Source organism: uncultured Kluyvera sp., assembly GCF_902485085.1.
GTDB lineage: Bacteria > Pseudomonadota > Gammaproteobacteria > Enterobacterales > Enterobacteriaceae > Kluyvera > Kluyvera ascorbata.
On sequence record NZ_CABTJS010000168.1, the window covers coordinates 48,805 to 73,458 of the forward strand.

Consider the following 24,654-nt stretch of genomic DNA (forward strand, 5'->3'; position numbering starts at 1 on the left):
TTAACCCCTTACGCCCGTGCGCGCGGCCGCCAGGCGATAGAGCGAGAACAGCCCCAGCGACAGCACAATGTTAATCAACGCGATCATACAGGCGACGCTGTAGTCAGATTCCAGAATCGCTTTGCTGTAAACCATCATCGGTAGCGTATTAACCCCTTTCGCGCCGATAAACAGCACGATGCCGAACTCGTTGGTGGTTAGCAGCAGACACAGACTGCCGCCCGCCATCAGTGCCGGTAGCGCCGCCGGAAAAATCACCTGCGCAATTACCCGCAGCGGGTGCGCGCCGAGAATACTGGCCGCCTCAAGCTGGCTTTTATCAATCTGGCGCAGCGCCGCCATCAGCGGGCGCATCACCAGCGGCGTGAAGACGGTGATCTCCGCCAGAATCACGCCCTGCATCGAATAGAGGAAATCGACCGGCGGCAGGTCGAAGGCGAACAGATGCATCAGCGTGCCGTTGAGCAGCCCCGCCGAGCCATAAATAAAGGTGAAGGCCAGGGTAATCAGAAACGTGGGCAACGCGATAAAGGTGTCCACCACCCGACCAATCAGTTCGCTGCCGGGAAATGGGATAAACACCAGAATCAGCGACAGCACGCTGCCCAGTAGCAGACAGCCTGCGGTGGCGGTCAGCGCAATTTGCAGGGTGTTCATCAGCGCGCTGACAAAGCGCCGGGAGCCCACCACCTGCCAGAAGATGTCCAGACCGACATTGCCGTTGACGTCGCGCAGCGCCTGCTCGACGATAAGCGACAGAGGCCAGAAGAACAGCGTGGTCAACACCAGCAGCGGCAACAGCAGCCATAACATTGGGCGCAGGTTGGGCAGCGGTTTGGTCTGGGTCAGAGAGAGCGACATCGTTATACCTCAATCAAAACCGCGTCATCGGGTTCAAACCACAGCGCCAGCTTATCGCCGGGCTTCGGCAGCGGGTCCACGTGCGTCAGGACGATACGCACCGCTTCACCCGCCACATCGCACAGCAGATGGGTGAGATCGCCCTGCCAGTGCAGCGATTGCAGCGTGGCGTTAAAGCGGTTGCTAGCGGCGGAGCGCGGCGTCAGGCTCAGGTGCTGCGGGCGAATGCACAGCAGCTTGTTATAGCCGTGGTGGCTGCCCTGGCTGAAGGCGCGGATTACCGTGCCGCCGCAGCTCACGTCCACCAGCCCTGGCGCATCCGTGATGCCTAGCGCCGTGGCGGAGAGAATATTGGCGCGGCCTAAAAACTCGGCGGCAAAGCGATTCGGCGGATGACGATACAGCGTGCGGGTTTCGCCGTGGGCGATCATCGAGCCGTCCTTCATGATGCCGATTTTATCTGCCAGGGTGAGCGCTTCGGTCTGGTCGTGGGTGACGTAGAGAATGGTGAGTTCCGGCAGTTCACGGTGCAGGCGGGCGATTTCTTCCACCATGTTGTGGCGAATCTGCGCGTCCAGCGCCGAGAGCGGTTCATCCAGCAGCAGCACCCGTGGGCGCACGGCAATGGCGCGGGCAATTGCCACGCGCTGCTGCTGGCCGCCGGAAAGCTGATGCGGATAACGGGTGGCGTAATCGCTCATGCCGACCGTTTTCAGCGCCTGGGTCACGCGTTCATTAATCAGCGCCTTGGGCTGCTTTTGTGCCCGCAGGCCGAAGGCGACGTTATCTTCCACCTTCATATGCGGGAACAGCGCGTAGTTCTGCACCACCATCGCCAGCCCGCGCTTGTAAGGCGGAAGCTGGGTCACATCCGTATCGCCGATAAGAATGCGACCGCCCGCAGGCTGGACAAAGCCCGCCACCGCGCGCAGCACCGTGGTTTTTCCGGAGCCGGAAGGGCCAATCAGCGCCAGTACTTCGCCGGGTTCAATCGTCAAAGAGAGCGGTTTAAGCACCACATTACCGTGGTACGCCACGCGCAGCGAGTCGAGGACTATCCCCGAGGTCCCCTGCAGGGCAGGGGTCGGAATGGCGGTCGTTTTCATCAGCATCAGACTTACTCGCTATCGGTCACTTTATGCCAGCGGGAGATGTCTGCCGACAGCGAGACAGCAACGTCATCCCAGTTTGGCTGCCAGCTCTGCACACCCGCCATCGCGGCGGTTGCCGCTTTGTAGTGGTCGTCGCTCGGCGTCACGTCGCTACGCACAGGCATCCCCCAGGAGAGTGCGCTGACGCTGGTTTGCGCCTCTTTACTCAGCAGGAAATTAATCAGCTTTTTGCCGTTTTCACTCTCCGGCGCGCCCTGGACTAAGCCAACCACGTACGGGATAGCCAGCGCGCTGCGCTCGCCTTTGTCGTTTGCCGGCCAGAAGATTTTCACGTTCGGGTTACGTTCCATCTGCGCGAGGTTCATCTGCAGGTCGCCGTTTGCCACATACAGTTCGCCTTTATTGACCAGCGCGGTCAGCTTGCCGGTAGAGGCAGATGGCCCGACGTTGTTGGCCTGTAGCTTGCCGAGGTAATCAAACCCGGCGTCTTTGCTGCCGAAGCTGTGGAAGGCTTGCAGCATCACCGCCGTGCCGTCAGCGGCCTGACCCGGCGTAGAGTATTGGAGTTTGTTTTTGAATTTACCATCGAGCAGATCCTGCCAGCTCGCCGGGGCGGTTTTCAGCACCTTGCCATTGTAGATAAAGCTCAGGTAGTTCTTCACCAGCGGCGAATAGAAGTCGTTGGCATCCGGAATCGCACTGGCGGCGTCGGTTTTAAAACTCGCCAGCAGTTTTTCAGACGCGGCGCGCTGAATGAACGGCGGCGCAGTCACCAGCACGTCGGCCTGCGGGTTGGTGCGCTCTTTCGCCAGGCGCTCAACCACCACGCCGCCACCGCCTTCAACGTAGCGTACGGTAATGCCGGTCGCTTTGGTGAACGCGTCGAACTGCGCCTGATACCAGCTGTTGTCGCCATCGTGCAGCCCGTCGATGGAGTAAACCGTGACCACCGATTCCGCCCATGTCGGGGCGCTGGCGAGGGCGAAAACAGACAGCAGAGCAAGTCGGGAAAGTTTCATCGTGTTAGCCTCATAGCGTGCGTTTTGTGTTTCTGGCCTATACCAGATTTGCTTTTTACGCTAAACGGCTTTTGTGACAATACGATGAAGGATTTGTTGAATGCCGGATGGCGCTGCGCTTATCCGGCCTACAGGATGGTGCAATTTGTTCGGGCGATGCGGTTTGTAGGCCGGATAAGGCGCGCAGCGACGCCATCCGGCAAGCAGCGGTTAGTGGGTATCCACCTCAATACGCAGGCTATCGTGACGCCAGTATTCGATATCCAGATCGAGCACGCGCCCGTGCTGATCGTAGTTTAGACGGCGCAGCAACAGCGCCGGGCGCCCTTCCATCACTCCCAGTGCCTGCGCGGCCTGCGCTGGCATCGCGGTCGGGTAGAACGACAGATGCATGCTGGTATAGACAAGGTTGTAGTGCGATTCGTACACCTCGGTCAGGCTGCCGTTGAGATCGTACTGCAACAGCTCCGGCACGCGGGCGGGCAGACAGTGGTTTTCGCTGTAGCAGACCGCGCGACCGTCGGCGTAGCGCAGACGGGTCAGCAGGTAGATCTGATCAAACGGCTGGAGCTGCAACGGCTCCATCGCCTCTACCGGCACGGTGGTCAGCACGCCGCTCAACAGCGCCGTTTTCGGCTCACGGCCCTGCTCACGGCATAGCTTGTGGAAGTTGGTGTTCTGGGTCGGGTCCAGCCACAGGCGTTCCGGGGTGACAAACCAGCCGCGACGGTCAGCGCGCCAGATAAGCCCGCTGGCCTCCAGCTGCGCCAGGCTTTCGCGAATGGTAATACGCGTGGTGTTGAAGATAGCGCACAGTTCCCGCTCAGACGGCAGCTTATCGCCGCTTTTCAACGCACCGCTCTGGATGCGCGCCTGAAGCTGCGCCTTGATCAACAGGTACTGTGGGACATCGCCCGGAATCGCTTTCATAGTCACTCGCTGTCACTTTTCTCTGCCGCCATTATACAGACGCAGATGAATTTTTTGTTGCAGAGCCATTTTCCCTTTGACCCTTTGCCGAAAAGATCGTCATGATAAATGCAAATCTGGTATAGACCAAAGGTAAATAACATGACTTCGCGTAACTATCTGCTGCTGACCCCTGGCCCACTGACCACCTCTCGCACCGTGAAGGAAGCGATGCTGTTCGATAGCTGCACCTGGGACGATGATTACAATATCGGCGTGGTGGAATCTATCCGCCAGCAGCTGACCGCGCTGGCGACGGCCGCTGAAGGCTACACCTCCGTGCTCCTGCAAGGCAGCGGCAGCTACGCCGTGGAAGCGGTGCTGGGCAGCGCGCTCGGCAAGCAGGACAAGGTGCTGATTGTCAGCAACGGCGCCTACGGTGCCCGTATGGTGGAGATGGCGGGGATGATGGATATCGCCCATCACGCCTATGACTGCGGCGAAGTTTCCCGCCCGGACGTACAGGCGATCGCTGAGATCCTCAAGGCCGACCCGGCGATCACCCATATCGCGATGGTGCACAGCGAAACCACCACCGGGATGCTCAACCCGATTGACGAAGTCGGCGCGCTGGCTCGTCAGTACGGCAAAACCTACATTGTGGATGCGATGAGCAGCTTCGGCGGTATTCCGATGGACATTGCCGAGCTGAATATCGATTTTCTGATTAGCTCTGCCAACAAATGCATTCAGGGCGTGCCGGGCTTTGCCTTCGTGATTGCCCGCGCGGACAAGCTCGCCGCGTGCAAAGGCCGCTCCCGCTCGCTATCGCTGGATCTCTACGCCCAGTGGCGCTGCATGGAAGATAACCACGGCAAATGGCGCTTCACCTCACCAACCCACACCGTACTGGCGTTTGCTCAGGCGCTGAAAGAGCTGGCGGAAGAAGGCGGCGTGGCAGCGCGTTATCAGCGCTATCAGCAAAACCAGCGCAGCCTGGTTGCCGGTATGCGGGAATTGGGCTTTACCACCCTGCTGGACGATGCGCTGCATTCGCCGATCATCACCGCGTTCTATTCACCCGAGAACCCACAGTACCGCTTTAAAGAATTTTATAGCCGCCTGAAAGATCAGGGGTTTGTTATCTATCCTGGCAAGGTGTCACAGAGCGACTGCTTCCGTATCGGCAACATTGGCGAGGTGTACGACACCGATATCGCCGCCCTGCTGACCGCCGTTCGCAATGCGATGTACTGGACAAAATAAGGAGCCATCATGAACCGCATTAACGCTGTTATTCTCGATTGGGCGGGTACCACCGTCGATTTTGGCTCTTTCGCACCGACGCAGATTTTTGTCGAGGCTTTTCGTCGCGCGTTTGGCGTGGAGATAACGCTTGCCGAAGCACGCGTGCCGATGGGGCTTGGCAAGTGGCAACATATTGAAGCGCTGGGCAAACTTCCGTCCGTCGATGCCCGCTGGCAGGCGAAGTTTGGCCGTGCCATGAACGCGGCGGATATCGATGAGATTTATGCCACCTTTATGCCGCTGCAAATTGCCAAAGTTGTCGATTTTTCCACACCGATCGCCGGGGTTATCGACACGATTGCGGCACTGCGTAACGCCGGTATCAAGATTGGCTCCTGCTCCGGCTACCCGCGTGCGGTAATGGAACGCCTTGTGCCTGCCGCCGCCGAGCACGGCTACGCGCCGGATTGCTGGGTCGCCACCGACGATCTCGCGGCGGGCGGGCGTCCGGGGCCGTGGATGGCGCTGCAAAACGTGATTACGCTGGGTATCGATGCGGTCAGCCGCTGCGTGAAGGTAGACGATGCCGCGCCGGGCATTACCGAAGGGCTTAACGCCGGGATGTGGACCGTGGGTCTTGCGGTGTCGGGCAATGAGTTCGGGGCGACGTGGGAAGAGTATCAGGCGATGCCTGTTGCAGAGATTGCCACCCGCCGCGAGCATGCGGCCAGCAAGCTGTATGCCGCCGGGGCGCATTACGTGGTGGATTCGCTGGCGGATTTACCGGGCGTAATTGCCGAGATTAATGCGCGTCTGGCGAAGGGCGAACGCCCGTAAACAGGCAACATCAGCGCCGTTCCCGGCGGCGCTTCGCTTGGCCGGGCTACATGGATGAGCCCGTAGCCCGGGCGAGGCATTTATGCCGACCCCGGGGAGGCACCCGGGCCTCATCCGGCAACAGCATGGTTATTTAATCCGCACTTTCACCGTCACCAGCAGCGCAGTCAGCAGCATCAGCGCCCCGGAAATCATCAGCGGCGACGTCAGCCCCAGACGATCCAGCGCCAAACCGCCAATCGCCGCGCCGCAGGTATTCGCCAGCTGGATAACCGCAACCTGGATCGAACCAGCTTTCTCTGCCTGGTCGGCCAGCGAACGGGTGATCCACGTCGACCAGCCTACCGGCACCAGCGCGAACGCTAACCCCCAGATAATAGCAATACCTGCCGCCACCGCCTTTTCGCTTCCCCATAGCGCCAGCGCCAGCGCACTTAGTGCCAGAATCAGCGGCGCACCGGCCAGCGCCAGCTTAACCGAATGCTTAAGGATAACCGCCGAGAACGACGTGCCGACAAAGCTGGCAATCCCGAAGCTCAGCAGAACTAAGGTCAGGCCATCCACGCCAAATCCCGCCAGATTCATATAGATTGGGCGAATATAGGTGAAGAAGGCGAACTGCCCGGCAAAGGACATGAAAATGGCGATCATCCCCGCCATAACGCCGGGGCGTTGCAGCAGGCTAAACATATTCTGCTTCTGGTGCGCCGGTTCACCCGGCAGCGACGGCAGCGCTTTCAGCACCCAAAAGATGCATAGTACGCCCATTACCGCCGCGGCATTAAACACGTTGCGCCAGCCAATAATGCCGCCCAGGAAGCTGCCGAGCGGTGCGGCAATCACCAGCGCGATAGAGACCGCGCCAAAGATAACCGACAGCGCTTTCGGCACCGTACGCGCCGGTACAAGCCGCATCGTCAGCGAAGCCGACATCGCCCAGAACCCGCCCAGCGCCAGACCCAGACAGGCGCGGCCCATCAGCAACAGCGTAAACGAGTTAGCAAACGACACCAGCAGGCAGGAAAGCGTCAACAGAATGGAGAACAAAATCACCACGTAGCGACGGTCAAGGCTGCCGATAATCTGCGTGACAAACAGGCTGGAGAACATGGCGACAAACGCCGTCACGGTGACCGACTGACCGGCGACGCCTTCTGAAATGCCCAGGTCTTCCGCCATCGGGGTCAGCAGGCTGACCGGTAAAAATTCCACGGTAATCAGACAGGCCACACAAAACGCCACGGCAAAAACCGCCGACCAGTTCGGCCGCAGAACGCCCTCTGTGCGGGGCTTCTCTTCACTATGCTCACTCATTTCTTGTTACCTGCGCGGTGTTTTTGCTGAAAGGGTGCGCAGTGTAACATTTTAAGTGTGATGGATTTAACGTTTTGGCAACGGTTAAAGATGAAACGCTATCTTCTTTCCCGTTGGCAGCGTGACATCAATGCTGATCTCACCGCCGAGTGCAGCGACGTAACGCCTCAGTGTCGACAAGCGAGGATCGTTTTCCGCCTGCTCCATCTTCGCCACGGTGGGCTGTTTTACGCCCATTGCGGCAGCCAACTCCGCCTGAGACAGGTTGAGCTCTTCACGCAACATGCTTAACGTGACGGTCTGGCGTAACGCTTCGACTTTTTCAGCAATTCGCGCCTGACTTTCCGGGCTCTGTTTAGCCATTAGCTCTTTAAGGGTCGCCATCATTACTCCTCACTTATTCAGGTGATTACGGTACTCGGCGTCAGCAAGTTTGATCATCTCTTTATAAAACCGTCTTTCGTTTAATCCTGTTTTATCTCCTGCACATAGCACGATGGCGCAGCGAGAAGGATCAAACGCAAAAAAGGCCCGAATGGGATTTCCCTGATGCTGTATACGAAGCTCTTTCATATTTGAAAAAGCGGAGCCATTAACCGTATCCGCAAACGGGCGCGACAACTGCGGTCCGTACTCGGATAAAATCACCATCGCTGCAAGCACATCTTCCCTCAAGGCTTCGGCCTGTTCCTCAAACCAACTGTCGAAAACATCCGTTGTTTCCACCGACCACATCTGCGATCCCTCATAGCCAATAAGCTATCAATAAATTATAGCTTACTGGCTATTAAAGCAAGGAATTCCCTTCCCAGCGACAACTCGTTGCATAGCATTTTGCGAAGCGGCTCGAGCATTGAGAAATATGACTTTGTTCATGCGTGCAAGAATAACGACTCACGCATAACATGGCACTAAGTGCTATACTTTTAGGGACAGGACGTCAAACCGATGCGAATCTTCAAAACCAAGTGGTTCAATAGGGAAGCAAAATCCCACGCGATAAAAGACGATGAGTTAAGCGAGGCGATTAAAGCTGTGCTCCAGGGAAAAGCGGATAATCTCGGCGGCGGAGTTTATAAAAAACGTCTCAATCAGAACCGGGATCGTGCAATCGTTCTGGCGAAAGGTGGAGAACACTGGTTTTACACCTTCCTTTACGTCAAGCAGGATATGGCAAATATCAGCTATCGAGAATTGGCGGGCTTTCGTGAGCTAGCAAAGCACTACGCTTGCCTCACTGCTCCTCAAATAACCGCGTTAATTCACAGCAAAGAACTGGTCGAGGTGCTCCATGACAGCAAAAACTAAATTCAAAAGCCCAGCCTTCGAAGCCATTCATAGCGCGGCTTCTGGGTTATTTAGCGTGGATGCCATCCCTCAGGAAACCATGCGCAGTTTTGATACGGCCTGCTTGAGCTGCGTTAAAGACCTGCAACCACTTGAAATAAAAGCATTGCGGGAAGAACTTAACGTCAGCCAACCCGTTTTCGCCCGTTACCTGAATACCAGCGTATCCACCGTTCAAAAATGGGAAACCGGCGCTAAACGCCCGAGCGGGATGTCGCTGAAGCTGCTGAGCGTTGTGCAAAAACACGGTTTGAAAGTATTGATGTAATGAGTGTGCCGGGTGGCGGCTTCGCCTTATCCGGCACCCACCAACTCACTCCCCGCGCGCCGATTTCACCAGCCCGGTAATCCACTCTTGATGGCCGTTGATCATCGGGTTCGGCACGGTACGCGCCAGCTCCTGCGCCGGGACGCCAACCTGTGATTCCTGGGTCAGGATGCGTACGCGGTTGCCGGGAAGGTCTTCGAACAGCCAGGCGTGGATCACGTCCAGACGGGTCGTTGCATCGCCTTCCGCCCAGCCGTGCCAGGCTATGCGCGCGGCTTCACCGTCGACCGGTGGGACGTATTCAGTTATCTGTGCTTCAATTGGGAAGCCGAAAGTCGAGAAACGAAAGCGGGCGTTAGCGCTCAGCATCGGGCCGCTGCCGTCGTGAAAATGAATATCCGCTACGTTGCTGTAGTAGGTTGGCCACAGCGTGGTGTCGTCAAGCTGTGCCCAAATCTGTTTGGCGGTCAGGCCGCTGACGATGATTTCGTTAGAGGCAAAGTTGTCGGTGGTACCCGGCAGATAGCCTTCCGGCCAGACGATTGCGCTTTGCTGCATGGACTGTTTCATGATGAACCTCGTGAGTGATTGTGTTGACGAGGTAAATCATGCGCTCGTGAGTGATATAAATATAATCATCAATATTGATAAACAACATCACTCAACGTGATATCAATGCAGCCAATGCACGCCGTTTTCATCATGGAACAGCGCGTTATAGCGGTACTGGAAGGCGTTCAGCTCGCTGATTTCCGGCTCCAGCTCGCGCAGGAAGCTCAGCGCCAGGCGAACCTGGGCGTCGGTAATCGGTGCCGCCAGACGGGCCTTTTGCAGCCGTCGGTGCCAGCTCAGCATGTTGGCTTCGCTGCCGTCGACAATACACACCTGCCAGATAAGCAGCATCTGCGCCGCGTTCTGCAAATGCGCTTCGTTCGGCCGCTCCAGATAGTGTAAATATTCTTCGCCCTGCGCTTTCCCTAGCTGGTCTACCATCGACTCCACCGGCTCTGGCGTAATGCCGAGCCGCTCACTGAGACGGCGAATTGCCCGTCGGGAACTTGAGGTCAGGATCCGAAATCCTACAACAAACACCACCACCAGGGTGGCCAGAATCAACCAGATCATGCACGCTCTCACCTTAGCTAAACCTCGACATAATAATGGGATTTCGCGCCCTGTCGATATTCGAACATGCCATAATGTGCGTTACCTCCCTGAAGGAAGCCGCCGATGAAACCGGATCTCAGAACCCTCGACCTCAACCTGCTGAAAACGCTGGATGCGCTGCTCGATGAACGCAGCGTGACGCGAGCGGCCGCGCGGCTGTCGCTGACCCAGCCCGCCGTCAGCGGAATGTTGACCCGGCTGCGGGATAATTTTGGCGATCCACTGTTTATCCGCGCCCCGCACGGCATGGTGCCGACGCTGCGCGCCCAGCAGTTGGCACCGGTGGTCAAACAGATCCTGAACGATATCAACATGCTGCTACAGCCAGCCCGGTTCGACCCGCTCACCGCCGACTTCACCTTCACCCTCGCCGCCACCGACTACGCGCTGAAAGCGGTGGTGGTGCCGTTTATCGCCGCGCTAAAGGTGCGCGCGCCGAATATTCGCGTACGGGTGATTCCCGTTGAACCGGAGCGGCTGACCGCACAGTTTGAGCAGGGGAAAATCGACCTCGCGCTGCTGACCCCCAGCACCACGCCGGGCGACCTGCACAGCCGCACGCTGTATGAGGAACGTTATGTCTGCATGCTGCGCGCCGACCATCCCGATGCCCGAGCACCGCTGAGTCTCGACCGTTTTTGCGCGCTGGAGCATATTCTGGTCTCTTACGAGGGCGAGAGTTTCTGGGGCGTGACCGACGACGCACTGGCAAAAGTCGGCCGCAAACGCCGGGTAGGGCTATCGGTAAGCAGCTTCCTGGTGCTGCCGGAAGTGCTGGCCGTCAGCGAAATGATTGCCGTCGTGCCGAGCCGTCTTGCCAGCGCACGCGCGTCAATCTGCGTGCAGGAGCCGCCGGTGGCGATTCACGGCTTTACCAAAAGCATGGCCTGGCACGAGCGTACACATCGCGACCCGGCGCAGCAGTGGCTGCGTGAATTGCTGCATGAGACCAGCCAGCAGGCATAAAAAAGCCCGGTGCAGAACCGGGCAAAGAAGTTACCAAACACACTTACGCCATTTTTAACTGCTGAATCTTCTTCTCACGGCGAATTTTACGTTCTTCAAATACCGCGACGATGGCCATCAGGCAGATACAGCCGATGGCGGCGGTATCCAGCGCGGCGAAGGTGCCCGCCCAGCCGGTGAGGCCGAAGATTGGCGTACCGTCGGCAATCATCCCCAGACCCAGCTTGGCAAAGCTGTCGCCAATCAGATAGGCAAAGGTGCCTTTGATGCCATCGGCCGCGCCGATCGCTTTTTTAGGAACGAAGCCAACCGCTGCCACGCCAATCAACAGCTGCGGGCCGAAGACCAGGAAGCCAAGGGCAAACAGCGACGCCAGATAGACGTACTGGTTGCTGGCATGCTGGTAAACGCCCAGCGTGGCGATGATTAATGCCAGCGCCACGCAGGCCACCAGCGCACGACGACCGTTGGCGAGGTCGGAGAGCCAGCCCCACAGCAGGGTGCCCACCAGCGCGCCGACTTCAAACAGGGTAAAGCCCTGAATCGCCACCTCTTTAGAGAGCTTCAGCTCCTGGAAGGCGTAGACCGTAGACCACTGGTCAATACCGATACGCACCACGTACAGGAAGATGTTGGAGAAGCACAGCAGCCAGATAACTTTGTTTTTCAGCACGTACTCAACAAAGATCTGCCACTTGGTCATGTCGTTATCTTCGGTCTCTTTGTCCTCTTCGCTGATCTCTTCACCGAACAGCTCTTCCGCTTTGCCGAGGCCATAAGATTCCGGGGAGTCGCTACCAAAACGCAGGCCGATAAAGCCAACAATCAGCGCAATAATCGACGGGAAGATAAACATGCCGATAACGTGACCATCGAACAGAACGTTAGCACCGAACAGCGCCACGCCTGCCGCGCCCGCACCGCCGAGGTTGTGGGAGATATTCCACATGCCGAGGTAGGAACCGCGCTTACGGCGGGGCGTCCACTTGGTGATGGTCGAATAGCTGCACGAGCCGCCGGTACTCTGGAAGAAACCGCTCAGACCGTAGAACGCAATCATCAGGAACAGGCTGGTTGAGCCCGGCCCCATGCTGGCGCTGAAGCCGAGCATACAGATGGCGGAGAGGATCAGCATCAGCGGCAGGAACTGCTTGGTGTTCTTACCGTCGGCATAGTAGGAGACCAGCGTTTTACCCACGCCGTAGGTGATGGAGAAGCCGAGGCCAATCATCCCGAGCTGGGTCATGCTCAGCCCGTAGGTGGAGATCATGTCGTTCTGCGCGATGTTAAAGTTCTTACGAATCAGATACATCGTCAGGTAGCCGATAAAGACCACCAGATAGGACTGCATGAACGGTTTGAACCACATTTTGCGCCGCACTTCGAGCGGCAGATCCAGGGTCGGCTTGCGCACCTGGTTTAAGAAGGCCAGCATGGGTATCTCCTGATTTTTATACCTGCGTGATAGCCGGTATTGTAAAAATCAGCGGCGCGTCTGGCCTGAGACAGCGTCCAGGTGAAACCGGGAAAATTTCCTAGTTTTAGGTCATTCGTCTTAGAAAGGTGAAGCGGGTCACGCTTCTCGCGGCGCCTGGGCGTTTAAGAACGGCAGCAGCAGCAGCGCGGAGATGCCCGCGGCAATGGCGATCACCACGAAAAAGCCCGTCCAGTGCCACACTTCCATCACCTTCGCCAGCGGCCAGCCGGAAAGCGACGCGCCGAGGTAGGCAAACAGGCCAACAAAACCGGTGGCGGCACCCGCCGCCTCTTTGTGCGAGCACTCCGCCGCCGCCATGCCGATCAGCATCTGCGGGCCGAAGACGAAGAAGCCGGTGGTGAAGAAACACGCCGCCTGCATCACGTAGCTGGCGAACGGCATCAGCCACAGCGAGCCCACCGAGAGTAAAATCCCGGCGGCGAAAATCAGGTTCATCGGCCCACGGTTGCCGTTAAACAGTTTGTCTGAGCCCCAGCCCGCCACCAGCGCGCCGATAAACCCGCCTAGCTCAAACATCGTGACCGCCGTATTCGCCGTCACCAGATCAACGCCCAGCGTTTCGGACATGTATAAATTGCCCCAGTCGTTGATCGCCGCGCGCACCACGTACACCAGCACATAGCACAGCGACAGCAGCCAGATGTAGGGGTTGAGCAGCACGTAGCGGGTGAAGATCTCTTTGCGCGTCAACCCGGCCCCTTCCTGCTGTTGGGCTATCTCCAGTTCGTCGTGCCGCCAGTCGCCAATCGGCGGCAGACCAATGGCCTGCGGCCTGTCACGCAGCCGCCAGCAGAGAAACAGGCCAACCACAATCGCCATGGTTCCCGCAATGGTCATCCCCGCACGCCAGCCGTAGTGCAGCGCTGCCGCCCCCATGACGATAGGGATCAGCGCCCCACCGACGTTATGCGCGGTATTCCAGATAGCCCACCAGCCGCCGCGCTCGTTGCGCGAGTACCAGGCGGTGAGCAAGCGGGCGCAGACCGGCGCGCCCCAGCCCTGGAAGAAGGCGTTCAGCGCCCACAGCAGGGCGAAGGCCCATAACGAAGTGGAGAAGCCGAACAGAATATTGACCACCCCGGTGGCAATTAGCCCGATCCCCATAAAATAGCGGGCGTTGGAGCGGTCGCTGACGATGCCGGAGATAAACTTCGACAGCCCGTAGGTGATGTAAAACAGCGTCGCCAGCAGGCCGATATCGCTACGGGTCAGTACGCCGGTGGTGAGAATCTCCGGCACCGCGGCGTTGAAGCTTTTGCGGGTGAAGTAAAACAGCGCGTAGCCAAGCCAGATCGTCAGCAGGATATGCCGCCGCCAGTAGCGATATTGCGCATCCACTTCCTGCTTATCGGTGATGCGCGGTGCGTTGGCCGGAGCCTTGAGAAATTGAAACATCGCCGTTCCTTACACGTAGCGCAGAGGCAAAGAGACGCTGACCCGCGTGCCGTGCATGCAGGAAATCGTGAGCGAGCCGCCGAGCGCGGTCACGCGTTCGCGCATGCCGGTGAGGCCAAAGCCCTGTTGATTCGACCCCGGTGGCAGGCCGCTGCCATCGTCTTCCATCACCAGCATCAGCCGTTCATCCTGCTGCCAGCCCTGTAGCGTCACCGCGCTGGCGTTCGCGTGCTTCACAATGTTGTTGAGCCCTTCCTGACAGACGCGGAACAGCGTTACCCGCTGGCTTTCGCTCAGCGTTGACTCATCAATTCGCCAGTCGAGGTGGCTGACGATGCCCCGGCTTTCCAGCTCCATTTCGCGCATCAGCGAGCGAATGGCCTGTTCCAATGAGAGGTCGTCGAGCTGGCGCGGGCGCAGCCGACCCAGCAGGCGGCGTACGGCGTCGTAAACGCCCAGCGAAAGCTGCTCAATATGCGCCCCGCTCTGCTTCACGTCCGCGTTCTCCGGGGCCAGACGCTGCACGATCCCGGCCTGAGTGCGAATGGCGGTGATGGTCTGGCCGATATCGTCATGCAGCTCGCGCGCCACGTCGCGGCGTACGCTCTCTTCAGTTTCCAGCAGGCGCTCCGCCAGCCGGTGGTTGCGCGCCAGTTCGTTTTGCAGCGACTGGTTTAGCTCGCGCAGTCGCTGAATGCCCGCGCCGAGCAGCAGCCCGGTCAGGCTTTGCGCCAGCAACGAGAGCAGTAAATCAACGGGGTGATCGTGCCAGGTCTGGCTGGCAATCAGGGCGATAGCGTTCATCAGGGTGGCGATCAGCGCCCCCTGCCAGCCGTAGTGCCAGGCCAGCGCGATAATCGGTAAGGCGAGACAAAACGGGGTAAAGCGCGAGAGTTCTGCGGGCAAACCGAGCTGTAGCCACAGGCTGACGGTAAACAGCAGCAGATACCAGACCAGATGCCGCCCGCGCCAGTTCACCGGCTGCGACACCAGCGCCGGGCCAAGCGGCAGCCAGGTGGTGCTGGTGAGGTAGTGCCAGAACACGAGGCAGATAGGGGCCAGCGTCAGCCCGCCGGTTAAAGTCAGCAGTAAGGCGTTAAGCGCCGCCTCCCCTTGCCACAGCCAGGGTAAAGATTGCAGCAGCGCCGCCGCGGTAAGCGCCGCCCCCTGGAGCAGCAGCGTGCGCCAATCGCGCTGATGGCGATAGCGGGAAATCAGCGCTACCGGCAGTAACGTCAGCGCGCTTCCGGTCATCAATAATAATGCGTGGCTCAGCGCCACTTCCTGCGCCAGCCAGTAAATCAGCAGCCACTCTGCGCCCACCAGCACCGGCCAGTAGCCACGCGGGCATTGCAGCATTAACCCCAGACGCAGGCCGAACGGGAACAGCAGCACCGCCAGCTCCGGGCGTTCCACAAGGTGCAGGCTGATACTCCACAGGCAGAACCACGCGGCGGAGAAGATAAAGAAACAGGCGACAACGGTAATACACCGCGAAAAGACGCTATTCATCACCAGCCGTCAAACATGCGGCGCGCCAGCTCCACGTCGTTGCTGACGCCCAGCTTTTCCATCAGGTTAGCGCGATGAACGTGTACCGTTTTCGGCGACAGCCCCAGCTCGGCGGCAATCTCTTTCACCGCCAGGCCCTGCGCCAGCTTTTCCGCCACCTGACGTTCACGCTTGGTCAACGGGTCCTGACGGCCCGCCGCCAGCTTGACGGCGATATCCGGCGTTAAGTAGCAGCCACCGGTCGCCACGGTATGCACCGCCGCAATCAGCTCGTCCGGACTACAGCGTTTGGAGAGAAATCCGCGCGCGCCCGCGTTCAGCGCCTGCTCGACCAGCGCCGGGCTATCGTGAACGGAGAGCATGATGGTAGCCATGCCTTTCGGCAGTTGGCCGAGCAGCTCAAGGCCGGAGATGTCCGGCATGGAGATATCGCAGATACAGACCTGAACGCCGCGCCCCGGTAGCCCCGCCAGCGCTTCGCGCCCGGAACCAAACTCGGCGACCACCTGCAAATCAGGCTCAAGGCCAAGCAGTTGGGCAAAGCCGGAGCGAACGATAGTGTGGTCGTCGATAAGGGCTATGGTGATCATGGGTTTGTCCTGGCGGGTAAAAAAACGCGCCTACCTTAACGATAAGCGCGCGACTGTTCAAGTCTTGAGCGGACTACTCGAAGAAGACGGTTATCTTGTTGAACATCGACGGGTCGGACTGGTTGCGGGTTACTTTCACCACGTCTTCCAGCTTGTCTATCTGGCTAATCATCTGCTCTAGTCGCTGATCGTCGTTGACCAATAGCCAGATGCGGCTCTTATCACTGTCATGAATCGGTAGACAGAGAATGCCTTCCACGTTGAAGGCGCGACGGGCAAAGAGCCCGCAGACGTGGGTCATTACGCCCGGGTGGTTGCGCACGGTGAGTTCCAGAATAACGTTGTCATGAGTCTGTTGTTGCATGGCTTATTCCCCCACCATTTCGGTATTTGCCGCACCCGGCGGCACCATCGGATACACTTTTTCTTCTGCGTCGATACGCACGTGAATCAACGCCGGGCCCGGACGGTTGATTATCGCCTGCAGCGCCGCCTGCGGGTCTGCTTCATTGTTCAAATCGCAGGTTTCCAGACCGAAACCGGCGGCAATCTGCATAAAGTTAATCATGCCTGGGTAGGTGGCGGCAAATACGCCCTGTTTGTAGAACAGGCTCTGCTGCTGGTGTACCAGACCCAGCGCCTGGTTGTTCATCAGGATGATTTTCACATCCAGCTGATTTTCCGCCGCGGTCGCCATCTCCTGAATGTTCATCATCAGGCTGCCGTCACCGGAGAAGCACAGCACTTTTTTGTCCGGGTTCGCAAGCGCCGCGCCGATGGCCGCAGGCAGGCCAAAGCCCATGGTGCCGAGGCCGCCGGAGGTCAGCCACTGGCGAGGACGGTTCAGCGGGTAAGCCTGCGCCACCCACATCTGGTGCTGACCAACGTCGGTGGTAATAATTGCCTTGTCGTCAACGCAGGCCGCCGCAGCGTTAATCAGGCCGTAGTGGCTGAGCGGGTCGCCCGCTTCAGGAATGGCGCCCGGGAACTCTTGTTGCAGCTCAGCCACTTTACCGCGCCACGCGTCACGCGGCTGGGCGGCAATTTGCGGCAGCAGCTGGGTCAGCACGTCGTCCACGTCCGCCTGAATCGCCACGTGTGCCTGTTTGATTTTGCCCAACTCTGCGCGGTCGATATCAACGTGGATAATCTTCGCGTTCGGGCAGAATTCCGCCACTTTACCGGTCGCCCGGTCATCAAAACGCGCACCTAAAACCACCAGCAAATCAGATTGTTGCAGGATGAAGTTGGTGCTGCGCGCGCCGTGCATCCCCAACATGCCTAACGACAGCGGGTGCGCTTTTGGCAGCATGCCCAGCGCCATCAGAGTCATGGTGGTCGGCAGGTTGGCTTTTTCCGCCAGTTCACGCACGCGTTCCGGCGCGTTGATAACGCCGCCGCCCAGATAGAGCACCGGGCGCTGTGCGGCGTTGATCATCGCCGCCGCTGCGCTCACGCTCTCGGCGCTGAATTCTGGCGTTGCCGCGCGGCCACCGGGTTCCGGCAGTTCGCTGATATCGATTTCCGCGGTCTGAACGTCCTTAGGAATGTCTATCCACACCGGGCCTGGGCGGCCAGACTGTGCAATCCGGAAGGCATCAGCAATAACCTGTGGTAATTCATTGATGTTACGGACTAAGTAGTTGTGTTTGGTGATGGGGATAGAGATACCGTAGGTGTCGACTTCCTGGAAGGCATCGGTGCCGATTAACGAGGAGGCCACCTGACCGGTGATACACACCAGTGGAATCGAGTCGAGGCGCGCATCAGCAATGGCGGTCACCAGGTTGGTGGCGCCGGGGCCGCTACAGGCCATACATACCGCCGGTTTACCGTGGGTACGCGCCATGCCCTGGGCAATAAAGCCCGCGCCCTGCTCGTGTCGCGCCAGAATATGACGGATCTGGGTGCTCTGGCTTAAGGCGTCGTACAGCGGCAGAACCGTGCCGCCGGGAATGCCGGTGACCATGGTAATACCCTGACGTTCCAGTAAATGAACGATTAATTGCGCGCCGGTAAAACGCGTTGTCTGTGATGTTGTGCCCGAAATTGCCATGCTCCAGTCCTTTCAACTAGGCCGACTATCCGGAGGGGGCTAGAAACTAAAAACCCCGCCCGGTTTGCGCCGGCGGGGTTTGGAATCGTGTGTGTTCCTGACCCTACGGCGCATTGCCGACGACCACCACCACACGCACGACGACCACCGCGGCTGGTAGCGCGGTTTTTAGTAGGGTCGAAGTCAGCATTGATGGGGTCATTAAGGGTCTTCTCTCAATTCGTTTAGTGAATTTATACAAACACAGCTTTTCCGGGCTGACAATGGAAATATTTCCATCCGCACAAAAATGCAGCAAAGATCACATTATCGTGATCAGGGAAATTATCCAGGCTGTCCCATTTATCCCCTATTTCTGGCCTTGGTCACCGCCCGTGGGTTGTGTTAAGTTTTGGTGAAATCTCCCTAAGCAACGCATTATCATGACGCTTTCTGTTTTCTGCATTTTGCTGTTTGCCGCACTTTTACACGCCAGCTGGAACGCCATTGTTAAGGCAGGAAACGACAAACTCTATTCGGCTATCGGCGTCACCGGCTCCGCCGCGCTCATCGCGTTGCTGCTTTTACCCTTTGCGCCAACGCCCTCGGCCGCCAGCGTGCCGTTTATGGTGGTCTCCACCGTCTTGCAGGTGATTTACACCGTACTGGTGGCGAAGACCTATCAGATTTCCGATATGAGCCAGACCTACCCGCTGATGCGCGGCACCGCGCCGCTGCTGGTAGCAATCATCAGCGTGCTGTTTCTTGGCGACCATCTATCCACGCTGGCGTGGTGCGGAATCGCGGTTATCTGTACGGCGATCCTCTGCATGGCATTCAATGGCCGAGGTGGTTCGCAACGTGGCGTGATGTTAGCGCTGCTGAACGCCTGGATTATTGCCGGTTACACCCTGATCGACGGCACCGGCGTGCGCCTGTCGGGCACCGCGCTGGGCTATACGCTATGGTCGTTTTTCCTCAATGGCTCCAGCCTGCTGTGCTGGGCGATGATCGCCCGCCGTCGTGAAGCGTCTCGCTATCTGGTGCAGCACTGGAAGAAAGGCGTTCTTGGCGGCATGGGGACCATGGGCTCCTACGGTCTGGCGCTGTGGGCGATGACCCAGGCTCCGCTGGCGGTGGTCGCCGCGCTGCGTGAAAGCTCGATTCTGTTTGGCGCGCTGATTGCCTGGCTGCTGCTCAAAGAACGGGTGGCCGGGCTGCGTCTGCTGGCCGCTGGCGGTATCGCCGCGGGTGCCATTCTGTTACGCCTCTCTTGACTAAACTGGCAACTATTGTTGCCGTTTACGTGTATAAATCCTGCCTGCATCACACATTTCATTTACATGACGTATGATTAAATCGTCACCTCATTGTGGTAGATTCCTCTCGCTTTTAGCGCAATTCCTGGACATTTATTCTTATAAACCTAATTTTTATAAAGTTATCAGCGAAATGAAAAGAGATAGAAACGTCAATATCCTGGTGATGCTGGTGTTGCTCGTCGCCGTCGGTCAGATGGCGCAAACCATTTATATTCCCGCAATTGCGCAGATGGCGAACGACCTGAATGTCCGCGAAGGGGCGGTGCAGAGCGTGATGGCGGCCTATCTGCTGACCTATGGCGTTTCACAGCTGTTCTACGGCCCACTTTCTGACCGCGTGGGTCGCCGCCCGGTGATCCTCGTCGGGATGTCGATTTTTATGCTGGCGACGCTGGTCGCTATCACTACGCACAGCCTGACGGTGCTGATTATTGCCAGCGCGATGCAGGGGATGGGGACCGGCGTGGGCGGCGTGATGGCGCGAACCTTGCCGCGCGATCTCTATGAGGGCAGTCAGCTTCGCCACGCTAACAGCCTGTTAAACATGGGTATTCTGGTGAGTCCACTGCTGGCACCGCTGATTGGCGGCGTGCTGGAGACGCTCATCAACTGGCGTGCCTGCTACGGTTTTCTGCTGGTGCTCTGCGCGGGCGTCACCTTCAGCATGGCGCGCTGGATGCCGGAAACGCGCCCGACCGGCGCACCGAAAACCCGGCTTATCAGCAACTACAAAACGCTGTTCGGTAACAGCGGCTTTAACTGCTACCTGCTGATGCTGATTGGCGGCCTGGCCGGTATTGCGGTGTTTGAAGCCAGCTCCGGCGTGCTGATGGGCGGCGTGCTGGGCTTAAGCAGCATGACGGTCAGCATCCTGTTTATTCTGCCGATTCCGGCAGCGTTCTTTGGCGCCTGGTTCGCCGGACGGCCGAAAAAACGCTTCCCGACGCTGATGTGGCAGTCGGTGGTGTGCTGTCTGGCAGCGGGCGTGATGATGTGGATACCGGGTCTGCTCGGCGTCATGAATATCTGGACGCTGCTGGTCCCTGCGGCGCTGTTCTTCTTCGGCGCGGGGATGCTGTTCCCGCTGGCGACCAGCGGCGCGATGGAGCCCTTCCCGTTCCTCGCCGGTACCGCCGGGGCGCTGGTTGGCGGCCTGCAAAACATTGGTTCCGGCGTGCTGGCCTGGCTGTCGGCGATGATGCCGCAAACCGGGCAGGCCAGCATCGGGCTGCTGATGACGCTGATGGGGCTGCTGATTTTCCTCTGCTGGCTGCCGCTGGCGTCGCGCTTTGCGCATCAGGGTCAGGCGGTGTAATCACGTCCGACCGTTGCCTGATAGCGCTTCGCTTATCCGGCCTACATTGGGCATGAGTAGGCCGGGTAAGGCGGAGCCGCCACCCGGCATAAAACGCCTATTTAACCTGCTCCTGAAGCCAACCAATAAACGCCTCAATTTTCGGCCACTGCCTGCCGGGCAGCGTGGTGACGTAATAATGCTGATGACATTTCAGCGCCTTATCACCGAAAGGAGCCACCAGCTCCCCGCTGTCGAGGCGCTTTTGCACCAGCCGCTTTCGCCCCATCGCCACGCCGATGTGGTTCATCGCCGCAATCACCGCTAAATCAGAACGATCGAAACCAATGCCAGACGATGTCGGCAAATTCACCGCATACTGCTGCGCCCAGCTGTGCCATTCGTCGGTCCCTGAGTCGTTGCTCCACGCCTGTCTGTCGTGCAGCCGCGTACAGTGCGGTAGGTTCACCAGCGAGCCGGTCAGAGCGTAGCGGCGGGCGTATTCCGGGCTGCATACCGGCAGAATTTCTTCATCCATCAGGAAGTGGTGCGCAAGCTGTGCGGAAGGCGCATCGTCAAAATAGAGAGCCAAGTCGACCCCAGCGCGCTGTAAATTAACGTTGTCGTTGCCGGTCAGGATGGTCAGTGAAATGGACGGGTAGCGGCGGGTAAAGTCGCCGAGCGCCGGAACCAGCCAGCACTGGGCGATAGAAGGCCGCGAGTAGACGGTGAGCGTCCCCGATAGCTCCTGATTCTTGATATCAAGAATCTCCTGGTTGAGCGTATCCAGCGACGATTTCAGCGCCCAGAACACGCGTTTACCTTCGTGAGTGAGCTCTACTTTACGATGCGAGCGGACAAAGAGCTGAATACCCAGCTCCTCTTCCAACTGGTTAATACGGTGGCTGACGGCGCTGGGGCTTAATGACAGTTCATCTGCCGCCAGCGCAAACGACTGATGCCGGGCCGCCACTTCGAAGGTATACAGCTTTGATAGCTGCCAGCCATTCAGCAGACGATTTCTGCCCTCGCGCAGGGGTTCCATATTCCTCTCCGTATTGCCTTTTTTCGCCGGAGTGTAAAAAAAATCACCGACAAAATCAGCACAAAGATGAATCAGAATGACTCATATCGCATAAATCACCGGTAATAAGACGTAAATCACGCTCTTGATTCAATCTGGCTCACGTGAAGGACGATTTATATCGTTTGTCAGCGGGTGCCTTATTTTTGTCCAATAAACCCATATTAATCACAGGGCAAGGTGAGCTATGCACTCTCAGATCTGGGTTGTGAGCACGCTGCTGATAAGCATCGTGTTAATCGTTTTGACCATCGTGAAGTTCAAATTCCACCCGTTTCTGGCGCTGCTGTTAGCCAGTTTCTTCGTGGGGACAATGATGGGCATGGGGCCGCTGGATATGGTCAATGCCATCGAGAACGGCATCGGCGGCACGCTGGGCTTCCTCGCGGCGGTTATTGGCCTTGGGACTATCCTCGGAAAAATGATGGAAGTATCCGGCGCGGCCGAACGCATCGGCCTGACGCTACAGCGCTGCCGCTGGCTTTCCGCCGACGTCATTATGGTGCTGGTCGGGCTGATTTGCGGGATCACGCTGTTCGTTGAAGTGGGCGTGGTGCTATTAATTCCACTGGCATTCTCTATTGCCAAAAAGACCAATACTTCGCTGCTGAAGCTGGCGATCCCGCTGTGTACCGCGCTGATGGCGGTGCACTGCGTAGTACCACCGCATCCGGCGGCGCTGTTCGTGGCTAACAAGCTGGGCGCGGACATTGGCACCGTGATTGTCTACGGTTTACTGGTGGGCTTAATGGCATCGCTAATCGGCGGGCCGCTGTACCTGAAGTTTCTCGGTAATCGTCTGCCGTTTAAGCCAGTACCGGCTGAGTTTTCCGACCTGAAAGTGCGTGATGAAAGCACGCTACCATCGCTGGGCGCGACGCTATTTACCGTACTGCTACCAATTGGCCTGATGCTGGTGAAAACCGTCGCGGAACTGAACATGGCGAAAGGCAGCACGGTGTATACGCTGCTGGAGTTTATTGGTAACCCGATCACCGCGATGTTTATCGCCGTTTTCGTGGCCTATTACATTCTCGGCCTGCGCCAGCACATCGGTATGGGGGCGCTGCTGACCCACACCGAAAACGGTTTTGGCTCCATTGCTAACATTTTGCTGATTATCGGCGCAGGCGGCGCATTCAACGCTATCCTCAAGAGCAGCGGGCTGGCGGATACCCTCGCGCTGATCCTCTCGAACATGCATATGCACCCGATTCTGCTGGCCTGGCTGGTTGCACTGATTCTGCACGCGGCGGTAGGTTCTGCCACGGTGGCGATGATGGGTGCGACGGCAATCGTGGCACCGATGCTGCCACTCTACCCTAACGTCAGCCCGGAGATCATCGCTATTGCCATCGGTTCTGGCGCTATTGGCTGCACGATCGTCACCGATTCCCTCTTCTGGCTGGTGAAGCAGTACTGTGGTGCCACCCTGAATGAGACGTTCAAATACTATACGACTGCGACATTTATCGCGTCAGTGATTGCACTGGCATGCACATTCCTGCTTTCCTTTATTATCTAAGCGCAAAGAGACTGACTATGGAAAACATTCAAACACTTATCGCCCAGCATCCTTTAGTGGAAGACCTGGTCGCTCTTAAGGAAACGGTCTGGTTTAACCCCGGCACCACCTTTCTTGCGGAAGGTTTACCGTATGTAGGCCTGACCGAACACGACGTTCAGGACGCCCACGCTCGTCTGACGCGCTTCGCGCCGTATCTGGCTCAGGCCTTCCCGGAAACCGCCGCCACCGGGGGCATTATCGAATCTGAGCTGGCCGCGATCCCGGCCATGCAAAAACGGCTGGAAAAAGCGTTCGGGCAGCACATTAACGGCGAACTCCTGCTGAAGAAAGACAGTCATTTGCCGATTTCAGGCTCGATTAAAGCACGTGGCGGCATTTATGAAGTACTGACCCATGCGGAAAAACTGGCGCTGGAAGCCGGTCTGTTGACCACCAAAGACGATTACCGCGTGCTGCTTTCGCCGGAGTTCAAACAGTTTTTCAGCCAGTACAGCATCGCGGTTGGCTCCACCGGCAACCTCGGGATGTCGATTGGCATCATGAGCGCGCGCATCGGCTTTAACGTCACGGTGCATATGTCCGCTGACGCCCGCGCGTGGAAAAAAGCCAAACTGCGCAGCCACGGCGTAACGGTAGTGGAGTACGAAGAAGATTACGGCGTGGCGGTTGAACAAGGTCGTAAGGCGGCGCAGTCCGATCCAAACTGTTTCTTTATCGATGATGAAAATTCCCGCACGCTATTTTTAGGCTATGCGGTCGCCGGTCAGCGTCTGAAGGCGCAGTTTGCGCAGCAGGGACGCGCGGTGGATTCAGACCATCCACTGTTTGTTTACCTGCCTTGCGGCGTCGGCGGTGGCCCTGGCGGCGTGGCGTTTGGCCTGAAGCTGGCATTCGGTGATAACGTACACTGCTTCTTCGCTGAACCGACTCATTCACCGTGCATGCTGCTGGGGATTTACACCGGGCTGCACGATACCATTTCCGTGCAGGATATCGGCATCGATAACCTGACAGCGGCGGATGGGCTGGCGGTCGGTCGCGCCTCGGGCTTTGTCGGCCGGGCGATGGAACGTCTGCTCGACGGTCTTTATACGCTGGATGACCAGACCCTGTACGACATGCTGGGCTGGCTGGCGCAGGAAGAAGGCATTCGTCTTGAGCCGTCGGCGCTGGCAGGCATGGCTGGCCCTCAGCACGTTTGCGCCTCCACGGATTACCAGCAGATGCATGGCTTCAGCGCAGAGCAGCTCAATCACGCCACCCATCTGGTGTGGGCGACGGGCGGCGGCATGGTACCAGAAGCCGAAATGGCGCAGTACCTGGCGAAAGGACGCTAAGTCACGTTAAC

The 24,654-nt window shown here is 58.2% G+C and carries 26 protein-coding genes; 9 read left to right on the forward strand and 17 right to left on the reverse strand.

The annotated features are described in order from the left end of the window. The 4 genes from phnU to phnR all read right to left on the reverse strand — a co-directional run bounded on the left by phnU (position 1) and on the right by phnR (position 3,922). Complete coding sequence (gene phnU, locus RDN66_RS20525; RefSeq protein ID WP_202216926.1) at positions 1-861, reverse strand: 2-aminoethylphosphonate ABC transporter permease subunit; 861 nt, start codon at positions 859-861, stop codon at positions 1-3. 2 nt (positions 862-863) lie between these two features. Next, positions 864-1,973: a 2-aminoethylphosphonate ABC transport system ATP-binding subunit PhnT gene (gene phnT, locus RDN66_RS20530; protein WP_308538149.1), complete on the reverse strand. Its 1,110-nt coding sequence runs from the start codon at positions 1,971-1,973 to the stop codon at positions 864-866. A 5-nt stretch (positions 1,974-1,978) separates the two neighbouring features. Then, positions 1,979-2,992, reverse strand: a complete 1,014-nt coding sequence (gene phnS, locus RDN66_RS20535) for a 2-aminoethylphosphonate ABC transporter substrate-binding protein (RefSeq protein WP_202216924.1) — start codon at positions 2,990-2,992, stop codon at positions 1,979-1,981. 210 nt (positions 2,993-3,202) lie between these two features. Further along, the gene (phnR, locus tag RDN66_RS20540) at positions 3,203-3,922 is read right to left on the reverse strand and encodes a phosphonate utilization transcriptional regulator PhnR (RefSeq protein WP_035895042.1); all 720 of its coding nucleotides are present in this window, start codon (positions 3,920-3,922) and stop codon (positions 3,203-3,205) included. Positions 3,923-4,063: 141 nt separating this feature from the next. Between phnR and phnW the strand changes: the two genes are divergently transcribed. Both phnW and phnX read left to right on the forward strand, forming a co-directional pair. After that, positions 4,064-5,167, forward strand: a complete 1,104-nt coding sequence (phnW, locus tag RDN66_RS20545) for a 2-aminoethylphosphonate--pyruvate transaminase (protein WP_202216923.1) — start codon at positions 4,064-4,066, stop codon at positions 5,165-5,167. 9 nt (positions 5,168-5,176) lie between these two features. Beyond that, complete coding sequence (gene phnX / locus RDN66_RS20550; protein ID WP_202216922.1) at positions 5,177-5,986, forward strand: phosphonoacetaldehyde hydrolase; 810 nt, start codon at positions 5,177-5,179, stop codon at positions 5,984-5,986. A gap of 129 nt (positions 5,987-6,115) precedes the next feature. On the opposite strand, the gene nepI is transcribed toward phnX, so the two are convergent. From nepI to RDN66_RS20565, 3 genes are all read right to left on the reverse strand, one after another. After that, the gene (gene nepI, locus RDN66_RS20555; protein ID WP_035895038.1) at positions 6,116-7,300 is read right to left on the reverse strand and encodes a purine ribonucleoside efflux pump NepI; all 1,185 of its coding nucleotides are present in this window, start codon (positions 7,298-7,300) and stop codon (positions 6,116-6,118) included. Positions 7,301-7,384: 84 nt separating this feature from the next. After that, positions 7,385-7,684 (reverse strand): helix-turn-helix domain-containing protein, encoded by a 300-nt coding sequence (locus tag RDN66_RS20560; RefSeq protein ID WP_035895037.1) that lies wholly within the window; start codon positions 7,682-7,684, stop codon positions 7,385-7,387. Between the two features lie 9 nt (positions 7,685-7,693). Further along, positions 7,694-8,035, reverse strand: a complete 342-nt coding sequence (locus tag RDN66_RS20565) for a type II toxin-antitoxin system RelE/ParE family toxin (protein WP_308538150.1) — start codon at positions 8,033-8,035, stop codon at positions 7,694-7,696. A gap of 213 nt (positions 8,036-8,248) precedes the next feature. On the opposite strand from RDN66_RS20565, the gene RDN66_RS20570 reads away from it, so the two are divergent. Both RDN66_RS20570 and RDN66_RS20575 read left to right on the forward strand, forming a co-directional pair. Then, entirely contained in the window at positions 8,249-8,608 is a 360-nt protein-coding gene (locus tag RDN66_RS20570; protein WP_202216921.1) for a type II toxin-antitoxin system RelE/ParE family toxin, read from the forward strand. Next, positions 8,592-8,915, forward strand: coding sequence for a DNA-binding transcriptional regulator (locus RDN66_RS20575; protein WP_202216920.1), 324 nt, complete (start codon positions 8,592-8,594; stop codon positions 8,913-8,915). The genes RDN66_RS20570 and RDN66_RS20575 overlap by 17 nt, the downstream gene beginning before the upstream one ends. 45 nt (positions 8,916-8,960) lie before the next feature. On the opposite strand, the gene RDN66_RS20580 is transcribed toward RDN66_RS20575, so the two are convergent. Beyond that, positions 8,961-9,473 carry a polyketide cyclase gene (locus tag RDN66_RS20580; RefSeq protein WP_035895052.1) on the reverse strand — a complete coding sequence of 171 codons (513 nt, stop codon included), beginning with the start codon at positions 9,471-9,473 and terminating at the stop codon, positions 8,961-8,963. 114 nt (positions 9,474-9,587) lie between these two features. Then, positions 9,588-10,040 carry a DUF1198 family protein gene (locus RDN66_RS20585; RefSeq protein ID WP_123650991.1) on the reverse strand — a complete coding sequence of 151 codons (453 nt, stop codon included), beginning with the start codon at positions 10,038-10,040 and terminating at the stop codon, positions 9,588-9,590. Between the two features lie 105 nt (positions 10,041-10,145). On the opposite strand from RDN66_RS20585, the gene RDN66_RS20590 reads away from it, so the two are divergent. Then, entirely contained in the window at positions 10,146-11,048 is a 903-nt protein-coding gene (locus RDN66_RS20590) for a LysR family transcriptional regulator (RefSeq protein ID WP_202216919.1), read from the forward strand. A 43-nt stretch (positions 11,049-11,091) separates the two neighbouring features. On the opposite strand, the gene uhpT is transcribed toward RDN66_RS20590, so the two are convergent. The 7 genes from uhpT to ivbL all read right to left on the reverse strand — a co-directional run bounded on the left by uhpT (position 11,092) and on the right by ivbL (position 18,301). Beyond that, positions 11,092-12,483, reverse strand: a complete 1,392-nt coding sequence (uhpT, locus tag RDN66_RS20595; RefSeq protein ID WP_035895031.1) for a hexose-6-phosphate:phosphate antiporter — start codon at positions 12,481-12,483, stop codon at positions 11,092-11,094. A gap of 138 nt (positions 12,484-12,621) precedes the next feature. Then, positions 12,622-13,941, reverse strand: a complete 1,320-nt coding sequence (locus RDN66_RS20600) for an MFS transporter (RefSeq protein ID WP_106924829.1) — start codon at positions 13,939-13,941, stop codon at positions 12,622-12,624. A 9-nt stretch (positions 13,942-13,950) separates the two neighbouring features. Further along, the gene (uhpB, locus tag RDN66_RS20605) at positions 13,951-15,453 is read right to left on the reverse strand and encodes a signal transduction histidine-protein kinase/phosphatase UhpB (protein WP_202216918.1); all 1,503 of its coding nucleotides are present in this window, start codon (positions 15,451-15,453) and stop codon (positions 13,951-13,953) included. After that, on the reverse strand, positions 15,453-16,043 hold the full coding sequence (uhpA, locus tag RDN66_RS20610) for a transcriptional regulator UhpA (RefSeq protein ID WP_035895027.1): 591 nt from the start codon (positions 16,041-16,043) through the stop codon (positions 15,453-15,455). Before uhpA ends, uhpB begins: the two co-directional genes overlap by 1 nt. A 73-nt stretch (positions 16,044-16,116) precedes the next feature. After that, a complete protein-coding gene (gene ilvN, locus RDN66_RS20615; RefSeq protein WP_035895026.1) occupies positions 16,117-16,407 on the reverse strand; it encodes an acetolactate synthase small subunit in 291 nt (96 codons plus the stop codon). Between the two features lie 3 nt (positions 16,408-16,410). Then, the gene (gene ilvB, locus RDN66_RS20620; protein ID WP_202216917.1) at positions 16,411-18,099 is read right to left on the reverse strand and encodes an acetolactate synthase large subunit; all 1,689 of its coding nucleotides are present in this window, start codon (positions 18,097-18,099) and stop codon (positions 16,411-16,413) included. Positions 18,100-18,202: 103 nt separating this feature from the next. Further along, positions 18,203-18,301 carry an ilvB operon leader peptide IvbL gene (gene ivbL, locus RDN66_RS20625; protein WP_072011409.1) on the reverse strand — a complete coding sequence of 33 codons (99 nt, stop codon included), beginning with the start codon at positions 18,299-18,301 and terminating at the stop codon, positions 18,203-18,205. Between the two features lie 220 nt (positions 18,302-18,521). On the opposite strand from ivbL, the gene RDN66_RS20630 reads away from it, so the two are divergent. Both RDN66_RS20630 and emrD read left to right on the forward strand, forming a co-directional pair. Next, complete coding sequence (locus RDN66_RS20630; protein WP_202216916.1) at positions 18,522-19,355, forward strand: DMT family transporter; 834 nt, start codon at positions 18,522-18,524, stop codon at positions 19,353-19,355. Positions 19,356-19,530: 175 nt separating this feature from the next. Next, complete coding sequence (emrD, locus tag RDN66_RS20635) at positions 19,531-20,715, forward strand: multidrug efflux MFS transporter EmrD (protein ID WP_035895023.1); 1,185 nt, start codon at positions 19,531-19,533, stop codon at positions 20,713-20,715. Between the two features lie 97 nt (positions 20,716-20,812). On the opposite strand, the gene dsdC is transcribed toward emrD, so the two are convergent. Beyond that, on the reverse strand, positions 20,813-21,739 hold the full coding sequence (gene dsdC / locus RDN66_RS20640) for a DNA-binding transcriptional regulator DsdC (RefSeq protein WP_308538151.1): 927 nt from the start codon (positions 21,737-21,739) through the stop codon (positions 20,813-20,815). A gap of 226 nt (positions 21,740-21,965) precedes the next feature. Between dsdC and dsdX the strand changes: the two genes are divergently transcribed. Then, positions 21,966-23,303 (forward strand): D-serine transporter DsdX, encoded by a 1,338-nt coding sequence (gene dsdX / locus RDN66_RS20645; RefSeq protein ID WP_035895020.1) that lies wholly within the window; start codon positions 21,966-21,968, stop codon positions 23,301-23,303. A gap of 17 nt (positions 23,304-23,320) precedes the next feature. Continuing rightward, entirely contained in the window at positions 23,321-24,643 is a 1,323-nt protein-coding gene (gene dsdA, locus RDN66_RS20650) for a D-serine ammonia-lyase (RefSeq protein WP_202216915.1), read from the forward strand. Positions 24,644-24,654 lie beyond the last annotated feature (11 nt).

What these genes read in the sequence shown, in the direction of transcription:
- ilvB (WP_202216917.1), bottom strand. Translation starts at nt 18,099, where the DNA reads ATGGCAATTTCGGGCACAACATCACAGACAACGCGTTTTACCGGCGCG.
- phnS (WP_202216924.1), bottom strand. Translation starts at nt 2,992, where the DNA reads ATGAAACTTTCCCGACTTGCTCTGCTGTCTGTTTTCGCCCTCGCCAGC.
- RDN66_RS20585 (WP_123650991.1), bottom strand. Translation starts at nt 10,040, where the DNA reads ATGATCTGGTTGATTCTGGCCACCCTGGTGGTGGTGTTTGTTGTAGGA.
- uhpA (WP_035895027.1), bottom strand. Translation starts at nt 16,043, where the DNA reads ATGATCACCATAGCCCTTATCGACGACCACACTATCGTTCGCTCCGGC.
- RDN66_RS20560 (WP_035895037.1), bottom strand. Translation starts at nt 7,684, where the DNA reads ATGGCGACCCTTAAAGAGCTAATGGCTAAACAGAGCCCGGAAAGTCAG.
- phnX (WP_202216922.1), top strand. Translation starts at nt 5,177, where the DNA reads ATGAACCGCATTAACGCTGTTATTCTCGATTGGGCGGGTACCACCGTC.
- ivbL (WP_072011409.1), bottom strand. Translation starts at nt 18,301, where the DNA reads ATGACCCCATCAATGCTGACTTCGACCCTACTAAAAACCGCGCTACCA.
- RDN66_RS20590 (WP_202216919.1), top strand. Translation starts at nt 10,146, where the DNA reads ATGAAACCGGATCTCAGAACCCTCGACCTCAACCTGCTGAAAACGCTG.
- phnR (WP_035895042.1), bottom strand. Translation starts at nt 3,922, where the DNA reads ATGAAAGCGATTCCGGGCGATGTCCCACAGTACCTGTTGATCAAGGCG.
- phnU (WP_202216926.1), bottom strand. Translation starts at nt 861, where the DNA reads ATGTCGCTCTCTCTGACCCAGACCAAACCGCTGCCCAACCTGCGCCCA.
- phnT (WP_308538149.1), bottom strand. Translation starts at nt 1,973, where the DNA reads ATGCTGATGAAAACGACCGCCATTCCGACCCCTGCCCTGCAGGGGACC.
- nepI (WP_035895038.1), bottom strand. Translation starts at nt 7,300, where the DNA reads ATGAGTGAGCATAGTGAAGAGAAGCCCCGCACAGAGGGCGTTCTGCGG.
- phnW (WP_202216923.1), top strand. Translation starts at nt 4,064, where the DNA reads ATGACTTCGCGTAACTATCTGCTGCTGACCCCTGGCCCACTGACCACC.
- dsdA (WP_202216915.1), top strand. Translation starts at nt 23,321, where the DNA reads ATGGAAAACATTCAAACACTTATCGCCCAGCATCCTTTAGTGGAAGAC.
- RDN66_RS20570 (WP_202216921.1), top strand. Translation starts at nt 8,249, where the DNA reads ATGCGAATCTTCAAAACCAAGTGGTTCAATAGGGAAGCAAAATCCCAC.
- RDN66_RS20630 (WP_202216916.1), top strand. Translation starts at nt 18,522, where the DNA reads ATGACGCTTTCTGTTTTCTGCATTTTGCTGTTTGCCGCACTTTTACAC.
- RDN66_RS20580 (WP_035895052.1), bottom strand. Translation starts at nt 9,473, where the DNA reads ATGCAGCAAAGCGCAATCGTCTGGCCGGAAGGCTATCTGCCGGGTACC.
- RDN66_RS20565 (WP_308538150.1), bottom strand. Translation starts at nt 8,035, where the DNA reads ATGTGGTCGGTGGAAACAACGGATGTTTTCGACAGTTGGTTTGAGGAA.
- RDN66_RS20600 (WP_106924829.1), bottom strand. Translation starts at nt 13,941, where the DNA reads ATGTTTCAATTTCTCAAGGCTCCGGCCAACGCACCGCGCATCACCGAT.
- dsdC (WP_308538151.1), bottom strand. Translation starts at nt 21,739, where the DNA reads ATGGAACCCCTGCGCGAGGGCAGAAATCGTCTGCTGAATGGCTGGCAG.
- uhpB (WP_202216918.1), bottom strand. Translation starts at nt 15,453, where the DNA reads ATGAATAGCGTCTTTTCGCGGTGTATTACCGTTGTCGCCTGTTTCTTT.
- uhpT (WP_035895031.1), bottom strand. Translation starts at nt 12,483, where the DNA reads ATGCTGGCCTTCTTAAACCAGGTGCGCAAGCCGACCCTGGATCTGCCG.
- emrD (WP_035895023.1), top strand. Translation starts at nt 19,531, where the DNA reads ATGAAAAGAGATAGAAACGTCAATATCCTGGTGATGCTGGTGTTGCTC.
- RDN66_RS20575 (WP_202216920.1), top strand. Translation starts at nt 8,592, where the DNA reads ATGACAGCAAAAACTAAATTCAAAAGCCCAGCCTTCGAAGCCATTCAT.
- dsdX (WP_035895020.1), top strand. Translation starts at nt 21,966, where the DNA reads ATGCACTCTCAGATCTGGGTTGTGAGCACGCTGCTGATAAGCATCGTG.
- ilvN (WP_035895026.1), bottom strand. Translation starts at nt 16,407, where the DNA reads ATGCAACAACAGACTCATGACAACGTTATTCTGGAACTCACCGTGCGC.